14 protein-coding genes and 1 pseudogene are annotated in these 18191 nt (G+C 76.6%); 2 read left to right on the top strand and 13 right to left on the bottom strand.

Translation table 11 applies throughout. The features are described 5' to 3' along the window. Nucleotides 1-51: 51 nt before the first annotated feature. From asnB to WDZ17_RS17495, 5 genes and pseudogenes are all read right to left on the bottom strand, one after another. Nucleotides 52-1884: an asparagine synthase (glutamine-hydrolyzing) gene (asnB, locus tag WDZ17_RS10775; protein WP_339575157.1), complete on the bottom strand. Its 1833-nt coding sequence runs from the start codon at nucleotides 1882-1884 to the stop codon at nucleotides 52-54. Nucleotides 1885-2037: 153 nt separating this feature from the next. Beyond that, nucleotides 2038-2760 carry a hypothetical protein gene (locus WDZ17_RS10780; RefSeq protein ID WP_339575158.1) on the bottom strand — a complete coding sequence of 241 codons (723 nt, stop codon included), beginning with the start codon at nucleotides 2758-2760 and terminating at the stop codon, nucleotides 2038-2040. A gap of 163 nt (nucleotides 2761-2923) precedes the next feature. After that, on the bottom strand, nucleotides 2924-5383 hold the full coding sequence (locus WDZ17_RS10785) for a SpoIIE family protein phosphatase (RefSeq protein WP_339575159.1): 2460 nt from the start codon (nucleotides 5381-5383) through the stop codon (nucleotides 2924-2926). A 126-nt stretch (nucleotides 5384-5509) separates the two neighbouring features. After that, the gene (locus tag WDZ17_RS10790) at nucleotides 5510-5857 is read right to left on the bottom strand and encodes a hypothetical protein (protein WP_339575160.1); all 348 of its coding nucleotides are present in this window, start codon (nucleotides 5855-5857) and stop codon (nucleotides 5510-5512) included. A gap of 23 nt (nucleotides 5858-5880) precedes the next feature. Continuing rightward, nucleotides 5881-6522: pseudogene (locus WDZ17_RS17495) on the bottom strand (class I SAM-dependent methyltransferase); the annotation flags it as partial. Here WDZ17_RS17495 and WDZ17_RS10795 point away from each other — a divergent pair. Continuing rightward, on the top strand, nucleotides 6523-7989 hold the full coding sequence (locus tag WDZ17_RS10795; RefSeq protein ID WP_422631952.1) for a dihydrolipoyl dehydrogenase family protein: 1467 nt from the start codon (nucleotides 6523-6525) through the stop codon (nucleotides 7987-7989). A gap of 47 nt (nucleotides 7990-8036) precedes the next feature. On the opposite strand, the gene WDZ17_RS10800 is transcribed toward WDZ17_RS10795, so the two are convergent. The 3 genes from WDZ17_RS10800 to dnaB all read right to left on the bottom strand — a co-directional run bounded on the left by WDZ17_RS10800 (nucleotide 8037) and on the right by dnaB (nucleotide 12241). Then, nucleotides 8037-9161, bottom strand: a complete 1125-nt coding sequence (locus WDZ17_RS10800) for a DUF302 domain-containing protein (RefSeq protein WP_339575162.1) — start codon at nucleotides 9159-9161, stop codon at nucleotides 8037-8039. Nucleotides 9162-9341: 180 nt separating this feature from the next. Continuing rightward, nucleotides 9342-9809 (bottom strand): VOC family protein, encoded by a 468-nt coding sequence (locus tag WDZ17_RS10805; protein WP_339575163.1) that lies wholly within the window; start codon nucleotides 9807-9809, stop codon nucleotides 9342-9344. A gap of 5 nt (nucleotides 9810-9814) precedes the next feature. Then, nucleotides 9815-12241, bottom strand: coding sequence for a replicative DNA helicase (dnaB, locus tag WDZ17_RS10810; protein ID WP_422631947.1), 2427 nt, complete (start codon nucleotides 12239-12241; stop codon nucleotides 9815-9817). Between the two features lie 546 nt (nucleotides 12242-12787). Here dnaB and WDZ17_RS10815 point away from each other — a divergent pair. Next, a complete protein-coding gene (locus WDZ17_RS10815; RefSeq protein WP_339575165.1) occupies nucleotides 12788-14146 on the top strand; it encodes an MATE family efflux transporter in 1359 nt (452 codons plus the stop codon). Nucleotides 14147-14526: 380 nt separating this feature from the next. Here the strand turns inward: WDZ17_RS10815 and rplI are convergent, their stop codons facing one another. The 5 genes from rplI to WDZ17_RS10840 form a co-directional block, all read right to left on the bottom strand. Beyond that, nucleotides 14527-14976, bottom strand: coding sequence for a 50S ribosomal protein L9 (gene rplI / locus WDZ17_RS10820; protein ID WP_339575166.1), 450 nt, complete (start codon nucleotides 14974-14976; stop codon nucleotides 14527-14529). A 14-nt stretch (nucleotides 14977-14990) separates the two neighbouring features. Then, nucleotides 14991-15227 (bottom strand): 30S ribosomal protein S18, encoded by a 237-nt coding sequence (gene rpsR, locus WDZ17_RS10825; RefSeq protein ID WP_339575167.1) that lies wholly within the window; start codon nucleotides 15225-15227, stop codon nucleotides 14991-14993. Between the two features lie 141 nt (nucleotides 15228-15368). Then, nucleotides 15369-15959 (bottom strand): single-stranded DNA-binding protein, encoded by a 591-nt coding sequence (locus tag WDZ17_RS10830; protein ID WP_339575168.1) that lies wholly within the window; start codon nucleotides 15957-15959, stop codon nucleotides 15369-15371. A gap of 158 nt (nucleotides 15960-16117) precedes the next feature. Next, nucleotides 16118-16408 carry a 30S ribosomal protein S6 gene (rpsF, locus tag WDZ17_RS10835; RefSeq protein ID WP_339575169.1) on the bottom strand — a complete coding sequence of 97 codons (291 nt, stop codon included), beginning with the start codon at nucleotides 16406-16408 and terminating at the stop codon, nucleotides 16118-16120. 210 nt (nucleotides 16409-16618) lie between these two features. Then, a complete protein-coding gene (locus tag WDZ17_RS10840) occupies nucleotides 16619-18181 on the bottom strand; it encodes a hypothetical protein (protein ID WP_339575170.1) in 1563 nt (520 codons plus the stop codon). Nucleotides 18182-18191 lie beyond the last annotated feature (10 nt).

Raw genomic sequence — 18191 nt, forward strand, 5'->3', positions numbered from 1 at the left:
TGACGAGAACCTCCATCTCGGCGTGCCCGCTGCGCAGCACCGCCGCGGCCGTCAGGAGATCAGCAGCCGCGGCTGGTAGAGGTCCAGCCAGACGCCGAGGCCGAGGACACGCTCGACGCCGCTGCGCACGCCCAGCGACGTCGTCGCCGGGTCGCCGCGCACGACGTCGCGCAGCCAGGTGACGTCGACGAGGTCGAGGACGGGGTGGTCCTCGGCGAGGAGGTCGGCGCCCTGCTGCAGCAGCGCGCCGGTGTAGCCCTGGTCGGGGTTCGCGGGGTAGGGCAGCTTGCGGCGCTCGCGCACGGACGCGGGCAGCAGGTCGCCCGCCGCCCCCCGCAGCAGGCTCTTCTCCTGCCCGTCGTAGCTCTTGAGGGCCCACGGGACGTTGTAGACGTACTCGACGAGACGGTGGTCGCAGAAGGGGACGCGCACCTCGAGGCCGACGGCCATGCTGAGCCGGTCCTTGCGCTCCAGCAGGGAGCGCTCGATCCGCGTGATCGCCAGGTACGACATGACGCGGTAGCGCCGCTCCTCCTCGCTCTCGCCGGGCAGGTGCTCGACCTCGGCCACGGCGTCGGCGTACTGGGCGTCGACGAAGGCGGGCAGGTCCAGGGCCGCCCGCAGGTCGCCCGCGAACCGGGACGACAGCTGGGCCTGCGAGCCCCGGACGAGCACCTCCATCCACGGGAAGCTGTCGTGCGCCCGCCGCTCGGGGTGGGTGAACCACTCGTAGCCGCCGAACAGCTCGTCGGCACCCTCCCCCGACAGGGCGACCGTGGAGTGCTCGCGGATGGCCTTGAACAGCAGGTACATCGAGGAGTCGATGTCGCCCCACGTCACCGGGCTGTCCCGCGACGCGATGACGGCGCGGCGGACGGCCGGGTCGGCCATCGCGGTGTGGTCGAGCACGATCCGCTCGTGCCGGGTGCCGACGTGCTCGCCGACCTCGGTCGCGAAGGGGCTGTCGGGCGTGGCGTCGCGCCCGTCGCCCTCGCCGACGAAGTCGACGGCGAAGCTGCGCACCTGCTCGCCGCGGCCGGCGAGCGCCTTCGCGGCCAGCGCCGTCAGCACGCTGGAGTCGAGCCCGCCGGACAGCAACGTGCAGCGCGGCACGTCGGAGACGGTCTGGTGGGCGACGACGTCCTCGAGCAGCGAGCGGACCGTCTCGAGGGTGGTCGGGAGGTCGTCGGTGTGGGGCCGGGTCCGCAGCGTCCAGTACCGGTGCTCGCGCAGGCCGCCGCGGTCGACGGTGACGAGGCCGCCGGGCAGCACCTCGCGCATGCCCCGCCACAGCGACGCGCCCGGGGGGACGGTGAGGCTGACCATGGCCCGCAGGCCGTCGAGGTCGACCGTGCGGTCCCCCAGCGGGTTCGCGAGCAGCGCCTTGGACTCCGAGCCGAAGAGCACGCCGTCCTGCGTCTCGGCGTAGTAGAGCGGCTTGATGCCGAGGCGGTCGCGGACCAGCAGGAGCCGCTCGACCCGGGCGTCCCAGACGGCGAAGGCGACCATCCCGTCGAGGTGCTCGGCGACCTCCTCGCCCCACTCGAGGTAGCCGTGCAGGACGACCTCGGTGTCGCTGCGCGTCGTGAACCGGTGGCCGCGGCGGACCAGCTCCGCCCGCAGGTCCTCGAAGCCGTAGACCTCGCCGCTGTGCAGGAGCGTGACCTCGCCGTCGTCGGTCTGCACCGACATCGGCTGCGCGCCGCCCTCGACGTCGATGACGGCGAGCCGCCGGTGCCCGAGCCCCGCGTGCCGGTGCAGCCGGACGCCCTCGTCGTCCGGTCCCCGGCAGGCCATCGTCGCCGTCATCGCCTCGACGTCGGCCCGGTGCCCCGGCTCGCTCAGGTCCCGGTCGAAGGACACCCAGCCCGTGATCCCGCACATGCGCGCTCCTCCCGGCCCCCGCACGTGCGGGGCCGCGTCGACGTCCCGGCAGGTGGGTACCACGGGTCCGCGCCGGAGGACGCGGCCGGCCCCGAGGTCGGGGCGTCCGGTCTGCCGTCGTCCGACCCGGCTCCCTCTGGTGCGGCGACGGACCTACGCCGCGAGCAGGTGCCGCAGGAGCGCCTGCGCGCGGGCGTCGTCCGCGACGAGCGCTCGCAGGTCGACGTCCGCGCCGCCGTGCGCCTCCAGCCACGGCCCGAGCCCCCCCTCGACGCCGACCCCCAGCTCCGTCGAGGCGCAGTCCTGCAGGTACTGCAGCGTGGCGTCGGCGAGGTGGCCGTCGGCGTAGGCCGCCTCGGCGTCGAGCCAGGCGGCGAGGACCCAGCCCTGCCGCCTCGTGCCGGCGCCCTCGCGCGGCCCGCCGTCCGCGGCGGGGCCGTCGTCGGCGGGCCACGGCCTGTCGGTCGACGCGACCCAGACGTACTCGCCGTCGGGGTCGAGGTCGGGCACGGGCGCCCGGGCCGGCGGCTCGTCCGGGACGGCGGGGTCCGTGACGACGGCCATCCGTGGCTCGAGGACGAGGTGGCGTCGCGCCGGGTCGTGGTTCGTGTCCCACGTCTCGTCCACGTGGACGAGGAAGAGGTTCAGCCCGGCGTCCTCCAGCGAGGCGTCCGGCCACAGCGCGTCCCGGGTGTCCTCGTCGACGCGGACGTACGCGGCCAGCTGTGCCGGCCGGACGTGCAGGTGCAGCGGCGGGTCGAGCGCCTCGTCCCGGTACCTGTGCAGGACGAAGGCTCCGTCGACGTAGACGACGTCCGGGTCCTCGAAGGTCCGCAGGCGTCGCGCGAGCTCGGCGAAGACCTCGTCGTCGGTCACGGGCGCACCGTAGAGGCGCGCGCCGCCGACCAGGTGCGCGTCCGACGTCGGTGCGCGAGTCCGACGCGTCGCAGGTCAGGTCCCGGCCGTCGCCGGCGCGACGTCGGACTCGACGCCCGGGATCGGCGGGACCCACGTCCCGCCGATCCCGCCGACCCCGCCGTCAGGCCACCGGGTCGGGCGGCACCTCGGGCGGGACGACCTCGGGCCCGGCCTCGGGCGGGCGGGGCTCGTCCTGGGGGTGCAGGCGGACGGCGAGGAGCGCGACGTCGTCGTGGCCGGGCTCGGGCAGGAGGCGGACGAGGAGCGCGTCGAGCATCTCCTCCAGCGGCAGGTGCGCGACGTCGGCGAGCTCGCGCCGCAGCCGGACGAGGCCCTCCTGCAGGCCCTGGTCACGACGCTCGACGAGGCCGTCCGTGTAGAGCAGCAGCGTGCTGCCGCGGTCGACGACGGCCTCGCCCTCGACCCGCGACGTGCCGGGCAGGATGCCGAGGAGCAGGTCGGTGCGGCGGGCGAGCAGCTGGTGCACCTGGCCGTCGGGCGTGGCGAGCATGGGCGGCGGGTGGCCGGCGTTGGACCAGCGCAGCCGGGTGAGGCCCTCGGCCCGCATCTCCGGCGTCTGCTCCACGCGGGCCACCACGGCCGTCGCCGTCGTCTCCAGGAGCAGCCCCTCCATCGCGGCGTCGAGACCGGCGAGGGTCTCCGCCGGGCCCGCGCCGCTGTGGAAGGCGATGCCCCGCAGCAGCCCCCGCATCTGACCCATCGAGGCCGCCGCGGCGGTGTCGTGGCCCACGACGTCACCGATGACGACGACCGTGTCCCCGCTCGCCTGCAGGAAGGCGTCGTACCAGTCGCCGCCGACGCGCGCGGACTCGGCGGCCGGCACGTACCGGACGGCGATCTCGGTGTGGTCGGGCGCCGGCGGCGCCGTGAGCAGGCTGCGCTGCAGCTCTTCCGCGAGGCCCAGCTGCACCCGGTAGAGGCGGGCGTTGTCGAGGCCCGTGCCCGCGCGCTCGGCGAGCTGGCGGACGGCGGCTAGGTCCGCGGCGCCCGCCGGCTCGCGGTCGGGCCCGCGGAAGAGCGTCACCAGGCCGAGCGTCCGGCCCCGGGCCACGAGCGGGAAGACCCCGGCCCAGCGGGGCGCCAGGTGCGTGACGAGGTCCCGGGCGACGCCCGGGCGCAGCACGCCGGCGACCGAGGACGAGGCGGGGTCGGGCATGACGGCGGGCAGGCCCGTGGCGAGGGCCCGGTCGAGGAAGCTCGAGTCCTCGAGCGCCTCCAGCCGTCGTTCGGCGTACCGGGCGACGAGCGGGCGCAGGTCCTCCTCCGCGTGCCAGGAGCCGACGTCCTGCAGGGTCCCGTCGTCGCGGACGAGCGTGACGACGCTCCAGTCCGCGAGGACCGGCACCACCAGCCGGGCGAGCCGGGCGACGGCCTTCTCGGGGTCCAGCGTGACGGCGAGCTCCGTGCTGACCTGGGAGAGGACCTCGCGCCGCGCCGCCTCCCGGGCCTGCCGCTCGGCGGCGGCGCGGCGCTCGCTGACGTCGAGGAAGTACACGGACAGGCCGTCGGGGACCGGCCACACCCGGACCTCGAACCAGCCGTCGAGCGGGGCCGGGTAGTACGTCTCGAAGGAGCGCGGCCGGGCGCTCTCGACGGCGTCCCGGTACTCCCGCTCGAAGCTGGTCCCCACCGTGGCGGGGAAGAGCGCCCACAGCGACCCGCCGAGGAGCTCGGTGCGCTCGCGCTGCAGCAGCCGCTCGGCCTCGGCGTTGACGTAGGTGAAGCGGAAGTCCCGGTCGAGGGCGCAGAAGGCCGCCGGCATCGCCTCGAGGACCCGGCGCACGCCCACCTCGGCACCCGCCGCGTCGGTCGTGTCGTAGGCCGCGCCGACGAGGTGGGCCGCGGGGCCCTCGCGGGCGACGCGGCCCCGCGCCTGGATCCAGCGCACCTCGCCGCCGGGCAGGACGATGCGGTAGAGCTCGTCGTACTCGCCGTCCGTGCTCGCGGCCCGGGCCATGGCGTCCTCGACCCGCTGCCGGTCCTCCGGGTGCAGCCGGCCGACGAAGTCCTCGCGCCGGCGGCCGAAGCTGCTCGGGTCGTACCCGAACATCGCGATGAGCCGGTCGTCCCAGGCGAGCTCCCCGGTGACGAGGTCGAGGTCGAAGCCCCCCACGCCGGCCGCGTCGATGGCCAGCCCCCACCGCAGCCGGCCGCTGGCCACCTCGTCCGCGAGCTCGCTGCGCTGCTCCCCGGTGACGACGGCGGCGGCGACCTCCTCGAGCAGGTCGCGCTCGTCGTCGCCCCACCGGCGCGGCGCGGTGCTGTGGACGGCGAGCGCGCCCACGACCCGTCCCGACGAGCGCAGCGGGACGGCCAGCAGCGCTCCCACGACGCCCGCGGCCACCTCCGGGGCGGTGCACGTCCGGGCGTCCGCGACGGCGTCGTCGACGACGAGAGGCCCGTCCGCGGCGGCCCGCAGGAGGACGTCTGCCGCGAGCTCGGCCGTGCCGGTGTGCAGCCGCACCCCGTCGGCGGCCAGGACCCGGCGGGCGAGGGCGGCCAGCCGGGCCCGTCCGGCCGGAGCAGCCCGACCGGCAGGGCCGTCCCCGCGCTCGGTCACCGCGCCCTCCTCCGCCCGGGACGCCGTCCGCGCCGCCCGGACCCCATCCTGCCAAAGCCCCGGCTCGGTGGGGCCGTGCCCAGGGGCGCTCGAGGGGGGCGCTCGAGGGGGGCGCTCGAGGCGGGTTCAGCCGGGCACGGTGGCGGCCCGCACCTCGACGTGACCACGCAGGAAGGTGCGCGCCTCGACGTCCGCGAGCTCCTCGACGAGCTCCCACGGGCGGGCCCGGACGTCGACGCCGCCGAGCGTGCACGCCAGCCGGGACGCCAGGCGCAGCGGCAGGGCGCCGTCGGCGAGCGTCGTGTCGACCACCGCGACGCGGGCGCCGGGCCGGGCGGCGGCCAGCGCCGTCGCCCAGGCCCGGCGCCGGTCCGGCATGAGCGAGAGCGCGTAGGGGGCGAGGACCGCGTCGGCCGGGCCGCCCAGGGCGTCGGTGAGCCGGCGGGCCGGCACCTGCTCGGCGTCGGCGCGCACGAGGCGGACGCCGTCCGGGCCCAGNCCGGCATGAGCGAGAGCGCGTAGGGGGCGAGGACCGCGTCGGCCGGGCCGCCCAGGGCGTCGGTGAGCCGGCGGGCCGGCACCTGCTCGGCGTCGGCGCGCACGAGGCGGACGCCGTCCGGGCCCAGGCGCTGCGCGCGGCGTCGGGCCGCCTCGAGCATCGAGGCGCTGGCGTCCAGGCCGACGACCCGACCACCGGGGGCGACCCCCGCGAGCAGCGACGGCAGGTCCGGCCCGGTACCGCACCCCACGACGAGGACGCGCGCGCCCGGGCGCAGGCGCAGCAGGTCCACGGCCGCCTCCCGACCGGGCGCGTACAACGCCTCGCCGGAGACGAGGTCGTAGGCACGCCCCAGGTGGGCGTAGCGGGCGACGGCGGGCACGGTGGCTCCTCGGGCGGCGGGGGGACGACGGGGGGACGACGGGGGGACGACGGGGGGGCACGGCGCGGAGCCGGGCCCCGGCGGCGCGCGGGGCGACCAACGGGAGCCGAGACTGGCACGCGCGGGGCGAGGCGCCCCGCGGGGAGGAGAGCCGTGACGAAGGACCGCACCACGGACGGCGCTGCCACGGACGGGGCTGCCACCGACGGCACGGCCGGGGCCGACCCGGCCGGGGCGACGTGGCCCGCCGGCTCGCACCTGACCGACGCCGACGCGGCGACGACGTGGGACCTCCTCGTCGTCGGGGGCGGCACGGCGGGGCTCACCGGTGCGCAGTCGGCGGCGCTGCTCGGCGCCCGGGTGCTCCTCGTCGAGCGCGACCGCACCGGCGGGGAGTGCCTGTGGTCGGGGTGCGTGCCGTCCAAGGCCCTGCTCGCCGCGGCGTCGGCCGCGGCGGACGCCCGCCGGGCCCACCGCCTCGGGGTCCGGGCCGAGGTCGAGGTGGACTTCCCCGTCGTGATGGCGCACGTGCGCGCAGCGGTGACGGCGATCCAGCCCGTCGACGCGCCGCAGGCGCTCGAGGCGGCGGGCGTGCGGACGGTGCGCGGGACCGTCACCTTCACCGGCCCGGCGACGGCGACCGTGGACGGGCGCGAGGTCCGTTTCGCGCAGGCGCTGCTCGCCACCGGCTCCCGCCCGGCACCGCTCGACCTGCCGGGCGCGGACGGCGTCGCCGCGCTGACCGCCGACGACGTCTGGGACCTCGCGGAGCTGCCCGGGCGGCTCGCCGTCCTCGGCGGCGGGACCACCGGCACCGAGCTGGCGCAGGGCTTCGCCCGGCTCGGCGCCCACGTCACCGTGGTCGAGGCCGGTGCCCACCTCCTGCCCGCCGAGGACGCCGACGCGGCCGCCGTCGTCACCGCGGCCCTGCGCGCCGACGGCGTGGACGTGCGGACCGGGGTACGCGCGACCTCCGTGCGTCCGGGCGAGGACGGCGCCGGGGCGCTGGTCCTCGACGACGGCGCGCAGGTGCCCTTCGACCGGCTGCTGCTCGCCGGCCCCCGCCGCCCGCTCGTCGACGGCCTCGGCCTCGTCGAGGCCGGCGTCCGGCGGGTCGACGGACGCCTCGTGCTCGACGGGCTGCGCACGACGAACCCCCGGGTCTGGGCGGCCGGCGACGTCACGGGCGAGGACCTCTACACGCACACCGCCGGCGTCCGCGGCTCCGACGCCGCGATCAACGCGGTGCTCGGGCTGCCGCGCCGACCCGGCGCCGTCGTCCCCCGCGTGACCTTCACCGACCCCGAGCTGGCGGCGGTGGGCGAGCCGACCGGGACCCTGGCGAACGGGACACCACGGGCCGGGACAGCACGCACCGGGCGCCGGCTGCTCGAGCTGCGGCACGACCACGTCGACCGCGCCGTCGCCGAGGGCCGCAGCGAGGGCTTCACCCGCCTCGTCGTCGACCGACGCAACCGGGTGCGCGGTGCCACCGTCGTCGGCCCGCGGGCCGGCGAGGTGCTCGCCGAGCTGACCGCCGCCGTCCTCGACGGCACGACCACGAGCGCGCTCGTGGCCCGCACCCACCCGTACCCGACGTACGGCGACGGGCCGTGGAACGCGGCGATCGCGGACTACCGGGGACGCCTCGGGACCCCGGCCGTGCGCGCGGTGACCCGGACCGTCGTCGCCGCCCGCCGGTGGGTGCGCTCCCGGAAGGCCTGATCCGGCGCGGGCCCGACACGTCCCCCGGCCGGCCGCGGCCGCCGCCCTCAGCCCACGCGGCGACGCGCGACGAGCACGGCGCCGCCGGCGGCCAGCAGGGCGAGACCCGCGGGGAGCAGCCACGACGCGTCGTCGACACCGCCGACCGCGCCGCCGGCCCCGGTGTCGACCCCGCCCTCGGGGGCGACCATGCCGCCCGCCGCGGCGGCGGTGAAGCCGGCCGTCGCCTGCCGCACCATGGCGAGGGTGCTCACGTCCTCGACGCCGTGCCGCCGGGCGAGCGCACCGACGTCGACGTTGCCGACCCGCACCTGCCCGCTCTCGTCCTCCCACGCGAGGTAGCGGGTGGGCAGGTCGATGCCCATCGTCTGGGCGGCCTGGATCAGCGGGGTGCCGGCGGCGGGGTTGCCGGCGAGGAGCACCTGGGTGGGGCGCAGGACCTCGCCGATGCTCGCCGCGGCCGCGGCGTGGTCGACGAGCGCGACCTGCGAGAGGCCGGCCGAGGTCGTCGCCTCCTGGTAGCGGGCGATCGCCGCGTCCACGTCCGCCGCGTCGCTCGGCCGGTCGGCGAGGTAGCCGTCGAGCTCCTCGACGGGCGCTCCTTCGGTGGCCGGCTCCTCGCTGCCGCTCGCCGCCGCCGCGATGGTGGCCGACGCCGTCGCGAGGGCCTCGGTCGTGGGGTCGTCGGCGGGCAGGCCCGCCTGCACGGCGACGTGCTCGGCGGAGTTGTACCCGAGCCACACGTCGCCGGCCTCGTCCTCCCACGCGAGGAACTTCTGCGGCAGGTCGACGCCGGCGCGCTGGCTCGCCTGCAGCAGCGGCGTCCCCACGGGCGGCGCGCCGCCGACGACGAGCGTCGTCGGGCGCAGCTCCATGCCCACCGACGCGGCGTTCTCCTGGTGGTCCAGGACGGCCGTGACCATCCCGTTCGCCGAGAGCGCGTCCTGCACGGCCTGCGCGGTCGCGTCGACGTCGGTGTCGCTCGCGTAGACCACGAGGCCCGGGACCTCCGGGGGCTCGCCCGTCGGCGTGCCGGTGGCGGCGGCCGGCGCCGCCGTCGCGAGGGCGAGGACCGCCGCCCCCGCCGCCGCGGCGACGGCCCCGGCGCGGGACCACCCCACCGGCGAGGGCCTCGTGGTGGGGGTCGGGCTCGGGCGGGTGCGGCGCAGCATGGCGTCCTCCGGGTCGGCGTCGTCGTCGGCTGCCCCAGGGGACGCGGTCCGGCCGGCCGGCGCCAGTCGAGGTGCTGCCGCACCGTCATCGGCGACGCGCCGGACCCTCCTGGACCCGCCCGCGTATTCGACCTCCGACGCGGACCCGGACGTCGCGGCCCGGCACGGCCCGCACTCGGCTCAGACGACGCAGAGCTCGTGGCCCTCGGGGTCGCCGAGGACCACGTGGTCGAGGTGCCCGTCCCTCTCGTGCCGCTGGAGCACCGTGCCGCCGGCGGCGACGAGACGCTCCACCGCGGCCTCGAGGCGGGGGCCCCGCACGTCCGGGGCCAGGTGCCGGCCGCCGGAGACGTGCAGGTCGAGGTGGAGCCGGTTCTTGCGCTCCTTCGGCTCCGGGACGCGCAGGAGGGTCAGCGCCGGCCGCCGACCGGAGGGGTCGACGAGCGCGGCGCCGTCGTCGCGCTCGTCCTCGGGCACCCCCATGTCGTCGCACCAGGCCTCCCACGTCGCCCAGCCCTCGGGCGGGGGCGCCGGGACGTAGCCCAGCGCCTGCGCCCAGAAGGACGCCGCCCGGGCGGGGTCGGCGCAGTCGAGCGTCAGGGACCAGGGCACGACCGGCGCGGCGTCGGTGCCGACCCCGGACGCCACCGTCCTCACCCTCCCTGCGCCATGTCGACGAAGCGTGAGTAGTGGCCCTGGAAGGCGACGGTGATGGTGTCCGTCGGGCCGTTGCGGTGCTTCGCGACGATGAGGTCCGCCTCGCCGGCCCGCGGGGACTCGCGCTCGTAGGCGTCCTCCCGGTGCAGCAGGATCACCATGTCGGCGTCCTGCTCGATACTGCCCGATTCGCGTAGATCGCTCATTGCGGGCCGTTTGTCCGTTCTCTGCTCGGGCCCACGGTTGAGCTGCGAGATCGCGATGACGGGCACCTCGAGCTCCTTCGCGAGCAGCTTGAGGGCGCGGGAGAACTCCGAGACCTCCTGCTGGCGGCTCTCGACCCGCTTGCCCGAGCTCATGAGCTGCAGGTAGTCGATGACGACGAGCTTGAGCCCGTGCCGCTGCTTGAGCCGCCGGCACTTGGACCGGATCTCCATGAGCGACATGTTCGGCGAGTCGTCGATGAACAGCGGCGCCTCGCTGACCCGGCCCATGGTGCGCGCCAGACGCGTCCAGTCCTCCTCGCGCATCGTCCCCTTGCGCATGTGCTGCAGCGAGACCGTCGCCTCCGCCGAGAGCAGCCGCATGGTGATCTCGTTGCGGCTCATCTCCAGGGAGAAGACGACCGACGGCAGACCGTTCTTGATGGACGCAGAGCGCGCGATGTCCAGTCCCACGGTCGAGTTGTGCGTGGGCACCATGGACCGGGTGGCGAGGTAGAGGTGGCTCGGGTCGTCGACCTGCACGCAGCGCACCGGCACGCTCGGGACGGGCCGGACCGTGGTGATGTACCGCCGACGCGTCCGCTGCTCGACGCGGTCCTTCGTGCGCTCCTTGTGCACGAGCCGCTTGCGCTCGAGGCGGAAGACGTCGTCGTGAGTGGTGAAGGTCAGCGTCCAGCACGTCGACGAGGCGTCGTCGCGGCCCTGCACCTGCTTCGTCGACGTCCCGCAGCGGTAGCCGAGACCGAGCACGAGCTCCCGGACGTCCTCGGACAGCTCTGGGCTGGTCAGCGCGATCTGCACGCTCCCCGTCCGGTCGACCGTCCCGTCGGTGTCGAGCAGGCCCGCGAGGAGAGATCGTCGCTGCGCCTCCGACGCCCGGAGGTAGGTCTGCGGGATGCGCTTGCGACCGAGGACGCCGAGACCCCTGAGCAGCGCCGTGACCGTGCCGTGGTCGTGCCGGCAGGCCTGGCACCGCCGCAGTCCCGACTCCGGCTCCGGCAGGCGCAGGGCGTAGGTGAGGCCCGTCTGCGCCTCGGCCACGAGCCCGTCCCCCTCGATATACATGGCGATCTCCGCGTCGGCGGAGGTGTAGCGCGCTCCCGCGGAGTGGCCGCCCCCGAGCCACACACCGAGGACGTACGGCGGCAGCGGCAGCTCGGAGGTGGGCAGCTGCAGCGGAGCGGTGGTGCTCACGGAGTGGTTGAGCCGCCGGTCCGCGGTCCGGCAGCGGACCGTCGCGGCGATCTCCTCGGTGGTCCGGACGGCCGCCTCGGCCGGCCCGCGCCGCGACGCCCGGGTGTCGGTGAGCCACTGGTGCTGGGCGTCGGCCACCACCGTGGTCCCGTCGTCGAAGACGACCTCGTAGCACGGGCGGTCGGCCATGACGTCGGTGGCCGCGACCACGCGCGTGGGCGTGCCGTCCGCGGCGACGAGCTCGTCCCCGACCGCGACCTCCCCCATCGTCGTCCACCCGCTCGGCGTGGGCAGCGGCGTGTCCAGGGCGAGTGCCTTGCCGATCGCCGGCCGCGCCGCGATGACGACCATCTGGCCGGCGTGCAGGCCGTTCGTCAGCTGGTCGAGGTCGGCGAAACCGGTGGGGACGCCGACCATGCCCTCGCCGCGGTGGCTCGAGGCCTCGATCTCGTCGATCGTGCCCTCGATGATGTCGGCGATGGGGAGGTAGTCCTCGCTGCTGCGCCGCTCGGTGACCTGGTACACCTCCGCCTGCGCCGAGTCGACGATGGCGTCGACGTCCCCGCCGCCCGAGGCGTACCCGAGCTGGACGATGCGCGTGCCGGCCTCGACGAGACGGCGCAGGACGGCCCGCTCACGGACGATCTCCGCGTAGTAGCCCGCGTTCGCGGCCGTCGGGACCGAGGCGATGAGCGTGTGCAGGTAGGCCGCGCCACCGACCCGGGCGAGGTCGCCCCGGCGGTTGAGCTCGGCGGCGACGGTGACGGCGTCGGCCGGCTCCCCGCGGCCGTACAGGTCGGTGACGGCGTCGAAGACGCTCTCGTGGTTGGGCCGGTAGAAGTCCGTGCCGCGCAGCACCTCGACGACGTCGGCGATGGCGTCCTTGCTGAGCATCATGCCGCCGAGGACGCTCTGCTCCGCCGCGACGTCCTGGGGCGGGGTGCGCCCGAGGTCCTCCGACGGCGGTCCCGACGTCTCGTACCGGTCGACCTCCGCGAGGCTCACGCAGCCACCTGACCCTCCGTCGTCGACCCGCGACGCCCCGCGCAGGAGCACCGTCGCGGGGGCGTCCGTCCCCGCGCCCGCGGACGCTAGGGGCGGGCACCGACATCGGTCGAACCGCGCACGCACAGGGGCTGTGCACAGCGTTGTGCACGGCTGTGGACGACGACGGCGCGCCGTCCACACCCCGTGGACAGACCTGGGGACGAAGCGCCGGGACCGCCCCGGCGTCGGGTCGCTGACCTGCTGCGACGTCGTGCACCGGGTGTGGACGGACATCCGACGAGGAGGTGTCCGAGGCGCGGACAGCGGGTGTCCGTCGGGGGGCCGACCGCGCCGGTGGCGGCGCTCGTGACGCGTTGCTGACCGGCTCCCGGCGCGATCGCCCCCGGCCGTCGTCCCCACCCGCTCCCGCCTGCGGGCACGGCGACGGCCGTGCGGCCCCACCGGAGGTGCCGCCGGCGCCCGCTGCCGGGTCGTCCCCTCCACCCGGCCCCGCCGTGACTGCGCCCCGGCGCCGCCGCGGGGGCCGGTGCGAGGATCCCGGGCGTGCCGTCCCTGCCCTCCCGCCTGCGACCGCGGCCGCTGGACCGGGAGGTGGCGCGGCTGGCGCTGCCCGCCTTCGCCGCCCTCGTCGCCGAGCCGCTCTTCCTGCTCGTCGACTCCGCCGTCGTCGGGTCCCTGGGGGTCGTGCCGCTGGCGGGGCTGGGGATCGCCGGCACCGTCCTGACCACCGCCGTCGGCGTCTTCGTCTTCCTCGCCTACGCCACGACGGCGGCCGTCGCGCGACGGCTCGGCGCCGACGACCTGCCCTCGGCGCTGCGCCAGGGCGTCGACGGGATGTGGCTGGCCCTCGGGCTGGGGGTCGTCACGGCGGCCGCGGCCTGGCCCGCCGCGCGGTCCCTCGCCCTCGCCCTGGGGGCGGGCGCGGAGGTGGCCGACGCCGCGACCGCCTACCTGCGGGCGTCGCTGCCGGGGCTGCCCGCCATGCTCGTCGTGCTGGCCGCGACAGGGGTGCTGCGGGGGCTGCAGGACACGCGGACGCCGCTCGTGGTCGCCGTCACCGGGGCGCTGGCCAACGTGCCGCTCAACCTCGTCCTCGTCCTGGGGCTCGGACCCGTGCCGGCCCTCGGCATCGCCGGGAGCGGGCTCGGGACGTCGATCGCGCAGCTGGGGATGGCCGCCGCCCTCGTCGTCGTCGTCGCGCGCGGGGCGCGCCGCCACGGCGTCACGCTGGGACCCGCCGGCGCGGGCGTCCTCCGGTCCGGCCGCGACGGCCTGCCCCTGCTCGTGCGGACCCTGACGCTGCGGGCCTCGATCCTGCTCACGACCGCGGCCGCGGCCCGCTCGGGGGACACGGCGCTGGCGGCCCACCAGGTCGTCGTGACGATCTGGTCCGCGCTGGCGCTCGGGCTGGACGCGCTCGCCATCGCCGGGCAGGCGTTGACCGGGCGGACCCTCGGGGCGGGGGACGTCCCGGGCACGCACGACGTCCTGCGCCGGCTCCTGCAGTGGGGCGCCGTCGTCGGCGTGCTGAGCGGCCTGGTCGTCCTGGCGGGCCGGACGCTCGTCGCGCCCGTGTTCTCCCCGGACGACGGCGTGCGCACCGCCATCGCCGCCGCGCTCGTCGTCGTCGCGCTGGCTCAGCCGCTGGCCGCCTACGTGTTCGTGCTCGACGGCGTGCTCATCGGCGCGGGCGACGGGCGCTACCTCGCCGTCGCCGGGCTCGTCGGGCTCGCCGTGTACGCGCCGCTCGTCGTCGCCGTCACGACCTGGGGGCCGACCGGCACCGCCGGGCTCGTGTGGCTGTGGGGCGCCTTCGCCGGCGGCCTCATGGCCGTGCGCGCCCTGACGCTCGGGCTGCGCGCCCGGCGCGACGCCTGGGCCGTCGTCGGCGCCGTGCGCTGAGCACGGCCCGCACGGGCGCCGCCGCACGCCGTCGACGTGCGCAGGACCCGTGCGCCCACGACACGACGTCGTCGAAGTGCGCCAGAACCCGCCCCCAGACCGCACGAAGTCGTCGAAGTGCGCCAAAACCCGCCCCCAGACCGCACGAAGTCGTCGACGTGCGAAGAACCCCACCCCCAGACCGCACAAAGTCGTCGAAGTGCGCCGAAACCCGTCCCCGGACCGCACTAAGTCGTCGAAGTGCGCCACAACCCGCCCCCAGACCGCACAAAGTCGTCGAAGTGCGCCAAAAGCCGGGCGGGACGCGCGACGGCCCCCTCGCCACGTGGGCGAGGGGGCCGTCGGTGCACCGGGCGGGCCGGTGCGGGGGGACGAGCGCGTCAGGCCGAGGGGACGACCTCGACGTCGACGCTGGCCTGGACCTCCGGGTGGAGCCGGACGGTCACCGTGTAGCGGCCGAGGGCCTTGATCGGCTGGCCGATCTCGACCTTGCGGCGGTCGACGTCCTTGCCGGTGGCCGCCTTGACGGCCTCCGCGACGTCGTGCGGCGTGACGGCGCCGAACAGGCGCCCGCCGCGGCCGGCCACGGCCGTCAGGCTGACGGGGTTCTCCTGCAGCGAGGCGCGGACGCTCTGCGCCTCCTCGACGGAGGCGATCTCGCGGATGCGACGCGCCCGCTGGATGTCGTCGACCTGCTTCTGGCCGCCCTTGGTCCACGGCGTCGCGAGGCCGCGGGGCAGGAGGTAGTTGCGGCCGTAGCCGTCCTTGACCTCCACGACCTCGCCGGGCGCACCGAGGCCGGTGACCTCCTGGGTCATGATGAGCTTCATCGTCGTTGCCCCTCTCAGCGGGCGGAGCTGCTGTAGGGCAGCAGCGCCATCTCGCGGGCGTTCTTGACCGCCTTGGCCACCTGGCGCTGCTGCTGGACGGAGACGCCCGTCACCCGCCGGGCACGGATCTTGCCCCGGTCGGAGATGAACTTCCGCAGCAGGGCGGTGTCCTTGTAGTCGACGTAGCCGATCTTCGCCGCCTTGAGCGGGTTCGACTTCTTCTTGGGCTTGCGCAGGACTGGCTTGGCCATCGTGGAGCTCCTTCGGAGCCCGGGTCCTGCCGAGGACCCGGGATGGGTGGTGAGGGGTGCTGGTGGGTGCGGTGGCGCACGCAGGTGCGCCGCCGCGGTCGGCCCCGCCGGTCCGCTCGGGACCGTCGGGTGCCGCTCGGGTCAGAAGGGCGGCTCGTCGCTCTGGCCGCCGCCCCAGCCGCCGCCGGACTGCTGCTGCTGGCCGCCGCCACCGCCGCCGGACGACGGGCCCGTGGCCCAGGGGTCGTCCTGCCCGTAGCCGCCGGAGGACTGCTGGCCGCCGCCCTGCTGCTGGCCGCCGCCGTAGCCGCCGCCACCGCCCTGCTGGCCGCCACCGCCACCACCACCGAAGCCGCCGCCACCGCCGCGCTGGGTGCGCTGGGCCTTGGCCGTCGCGTAGCGCAGCGACGGGCCGACCTCGTCGGCCTGGAGCTCGTTGACGGTGCGGTTCTCGCCCTCCTTGGTCTGGAACGACCGGGAGACGAGACGACCGGTGACGATGACGCGGTTGCCCTTGCCGAGCGACTCGGCGACGTTCTCGGCCGCCTCGCGCCAGATCGAGCAGCGCATGAACAGCGTCTCGCCGTCCTTCCACTCGTTGCTCTGGCGGTCGAACTGCCGGGGCGTGGAGGCGACGGTGAAGTTGGCCACGGCCGCCCCCGACGGGGTGAAGCGCAGCTCGGGATCGGCGGTCAGGTTGCCGACCAGGGTGATGACGGTCTCGCCTGCCATGGCTCCTCCTCGCGGGGTGGACGGTGCTCGCTCGTCGGCTCGGCCGCCCGGGGGCGACCGGGCGCTCGCGGCCTGGGACGCCGGACGCTAGGGCCGGGGCACGACGGCGCGCAGCCGTCCTCCACAGCCCCGGCGTGACGACGGCCGGGCCGACGGGCTCAGTGCAGCTCGGGCCGGACGAGCTTGGTCCGCAGGACCGACTCGTTGAGCGTGAGCTGGCGGTCGAGCTCCTTGGCGACGGCGGGCTCCGCCTTCATGTCGACGACGGCGTAGATGCCCTCGGTCTTCTTGCGGATCTCGTAGGCGAGCCGGCGCTTGCCCCAGATGTCGACCTTGTCGATCGAGCCACCGCCGCGGCGGACGACGTCGAGGAACTTGTCGAGCGACGGGGCGACGGTGCGCTCCTCGAGCTCGGAGTCGAGGATGATCATCATCTCGTAGTGACGCATGGGAGTACCCACCTCCTCTGGTCTCAGGCGGCCACGGTCTCTCCGTGGCAGGAGGGTGTCAGCGTCACGGCCCCGGTCCGCCGGGCCGGAGGCACGGACGGACGAGGGGCCGATCGCCGACCAGGGTAGTGGACGCCCGCGCCCCGCCCGACCCCTCGACCGCCCGACCCCTCGACCGCCCGACCCCTCGACCGCCGGCGCCGGCCGCCGTCAGCCCGGCGCCGGCCCCGGGACGGCGGGGGTGCGCCGTCCCCGGGGCAGCGCGGGGTCGTCGGTCCCGAGGAGCGGGTCGCTGCGCGGGGCGCGGACGACGTCGCACCCCGGGTCCGTCGTCACCTCGACGGCACGGGCGGCCAGCACGAGCAGGGCGCCGAGCCGCAGGAGCACCAGGACCGCGTAGGCCCACGGGGGCAGGCCGCGGTCGTGGACCTGGAGGCCGTAGAGGTACAACCACGTGCCCGTCGCGGCCGCCGCCTCCACGGCGCCCCACGCGAGCAGCAGCCGCCACCCCGGCACGGCGAGGACGGCGAGGGGCAGCACGAGGACGGCCGCCTGCGGCGGCAGCGCCGGGGAGGTGACGAGCGCGGCGACGAGCAGGAGCAGCGCGACGACGGGCACCCGCGGCGCCCGCGGCGCCCGCAGCACCAGGACGACGACGGCGAGGACGAGGACGACCAGCAGCAGGAGTGAGACCACCGTGGTGGTGGTGCGCGAGGGCTCGGCGCCGAGGAGGCCGGCCACCAGCCAGACCGACCCGTAGCCGGGGCCGGCGAGGACCCGCGTCGTCACGGCGTCCACCCACGTCCCGGGGTTCTCGAGGAGGACCGGCAGCCCGCCGAGGACCCAGACGACCACCGCGGCGACCGCCGTCCGCAGCTCGGGGTCGAGGGCGCGGGCCGGGGGCTCCTGCTCGCCGTCGAGGTCGTCCCCCGGGCCCGCGGCCGCCGACGGCTGCGGGCCCGCGGCGCGCTCGGCCGCCTCGTCGCGGCGCCGGCGCGCGCGGACGAGCAGCAGGGCACCGCCCGTGGCGAGGCCCAGGACGGGGGCGAGGAGCGCCGCCAGGCCGACGAGGACGCCGGCGCCCAGGGCCCGGCCCCGGGCCGAGGCCCACAGCCCGGCGACGGCCAGCGCCGCGGGGACGAGCGGGACCCCCACGAGGGCGCAGACGAGGACGACGGGCGAGGCCCCCACGAGGACGGCGTCCCAGGGCCGCCGGCCGCTCAGGGCGACGACCGCGGCGACGAGGACGACGAGCGCGGCGGCGCCGAGCACCACCGTCGCGTCGAAGACGTCACGGCCCCCCGTCGCGGCCCCCCGGTCCACGCCGACGAGCCGGCCGAGTCCCCACAGCAGCCACCCGGTGCCGAAGGGGACCTCGAGGAAGTCGGTACCGCCCCGCCGCTGCAGGTAGGGCACGACGGCGTCCAGGTAGCGGCTCGAGAAGAGCGTCGGCACGTCGCTGTAGCAGGCGTGCACGTACTGGCCGGGCGTCGCCCACAGCGTCTCCCGGCAGTGCTGGCGCAGGAGCACGCCGACCGCCAGGACGACGAGCCCGAGCCCGGAGCCGACGGCGAGGGCGCTGCGCAGCGGGTGCCGGCGGGTGCGGACGCGGCGGCCCGCGGGGCCCCCGACCACGGGGGACGCCGAGCGCGCCAGCGGGTCCTCGTGCGTCGGGAGGACGACGACGGCCCCCTCGACCTCGCCGGCCCCGGGGGCGCCCGCACCGGTCGGGCGGGAGGCCGCCTCGTCGCCGGGCCGCACGGACGTGCTCACCCGCGCGAGT

The sequence above is a fragment of the Pseudokineococcus basanitobsidens genome, assembly GCF_037482545.1.
Classification (GTDB): Bacteria; Actinomycetota; Actinomycetes; order Actinomycetales; family Quadrisphaeraceae; genus Pseudokineococcus; species Pseudokineococcus basanitobsidens.

Bases quoted from the DNA above. Each gene is read 5' to 3' on its own strand.
- asnB (WP_339575157.1), bottom strand. From the start codon at position 1,884: ATGTGCGGGATCACGGGCTGGGTGTCCTTCGACCGGGACCTGAGCGAG.
- WDZ17_RS10800 (WP_339575162.1), bottom strand. From the start codon at position 9,161: ATGCTGCGCCGCACCCGCCCGAGCCCGACCCCCACCACGAGGCCCTCG.
- rplI (WP_339575166.1), bottom strand. From the start codon at position 14,976: ATGAAGCTCATCATGACCCAGGAGGTCACCGGCCTCGGTGCGCCCGGC.
- rpsR (WP_339575167.1), bottom strand. From the start codon at position 15,227: ATGGCCAAGCCAGTCCTGCGCAAGCCCAAGAAGAAGTCGAACCCGCTC.
- WDZ17_RS10830 (WP_339575168.1), bottom strand. From the start codon at position 15,959: ATGGCAGGCGAGACCGTCATCACCCTGGTCGGCAACCTGACCGCCGAT.
- rpsF (WP_339575169.1), bottom strand. From the start codon at position 16,408: ATGCGTCACTACGAGATGATGATCATCCTCGACTCCGAGCTCGAGGAG.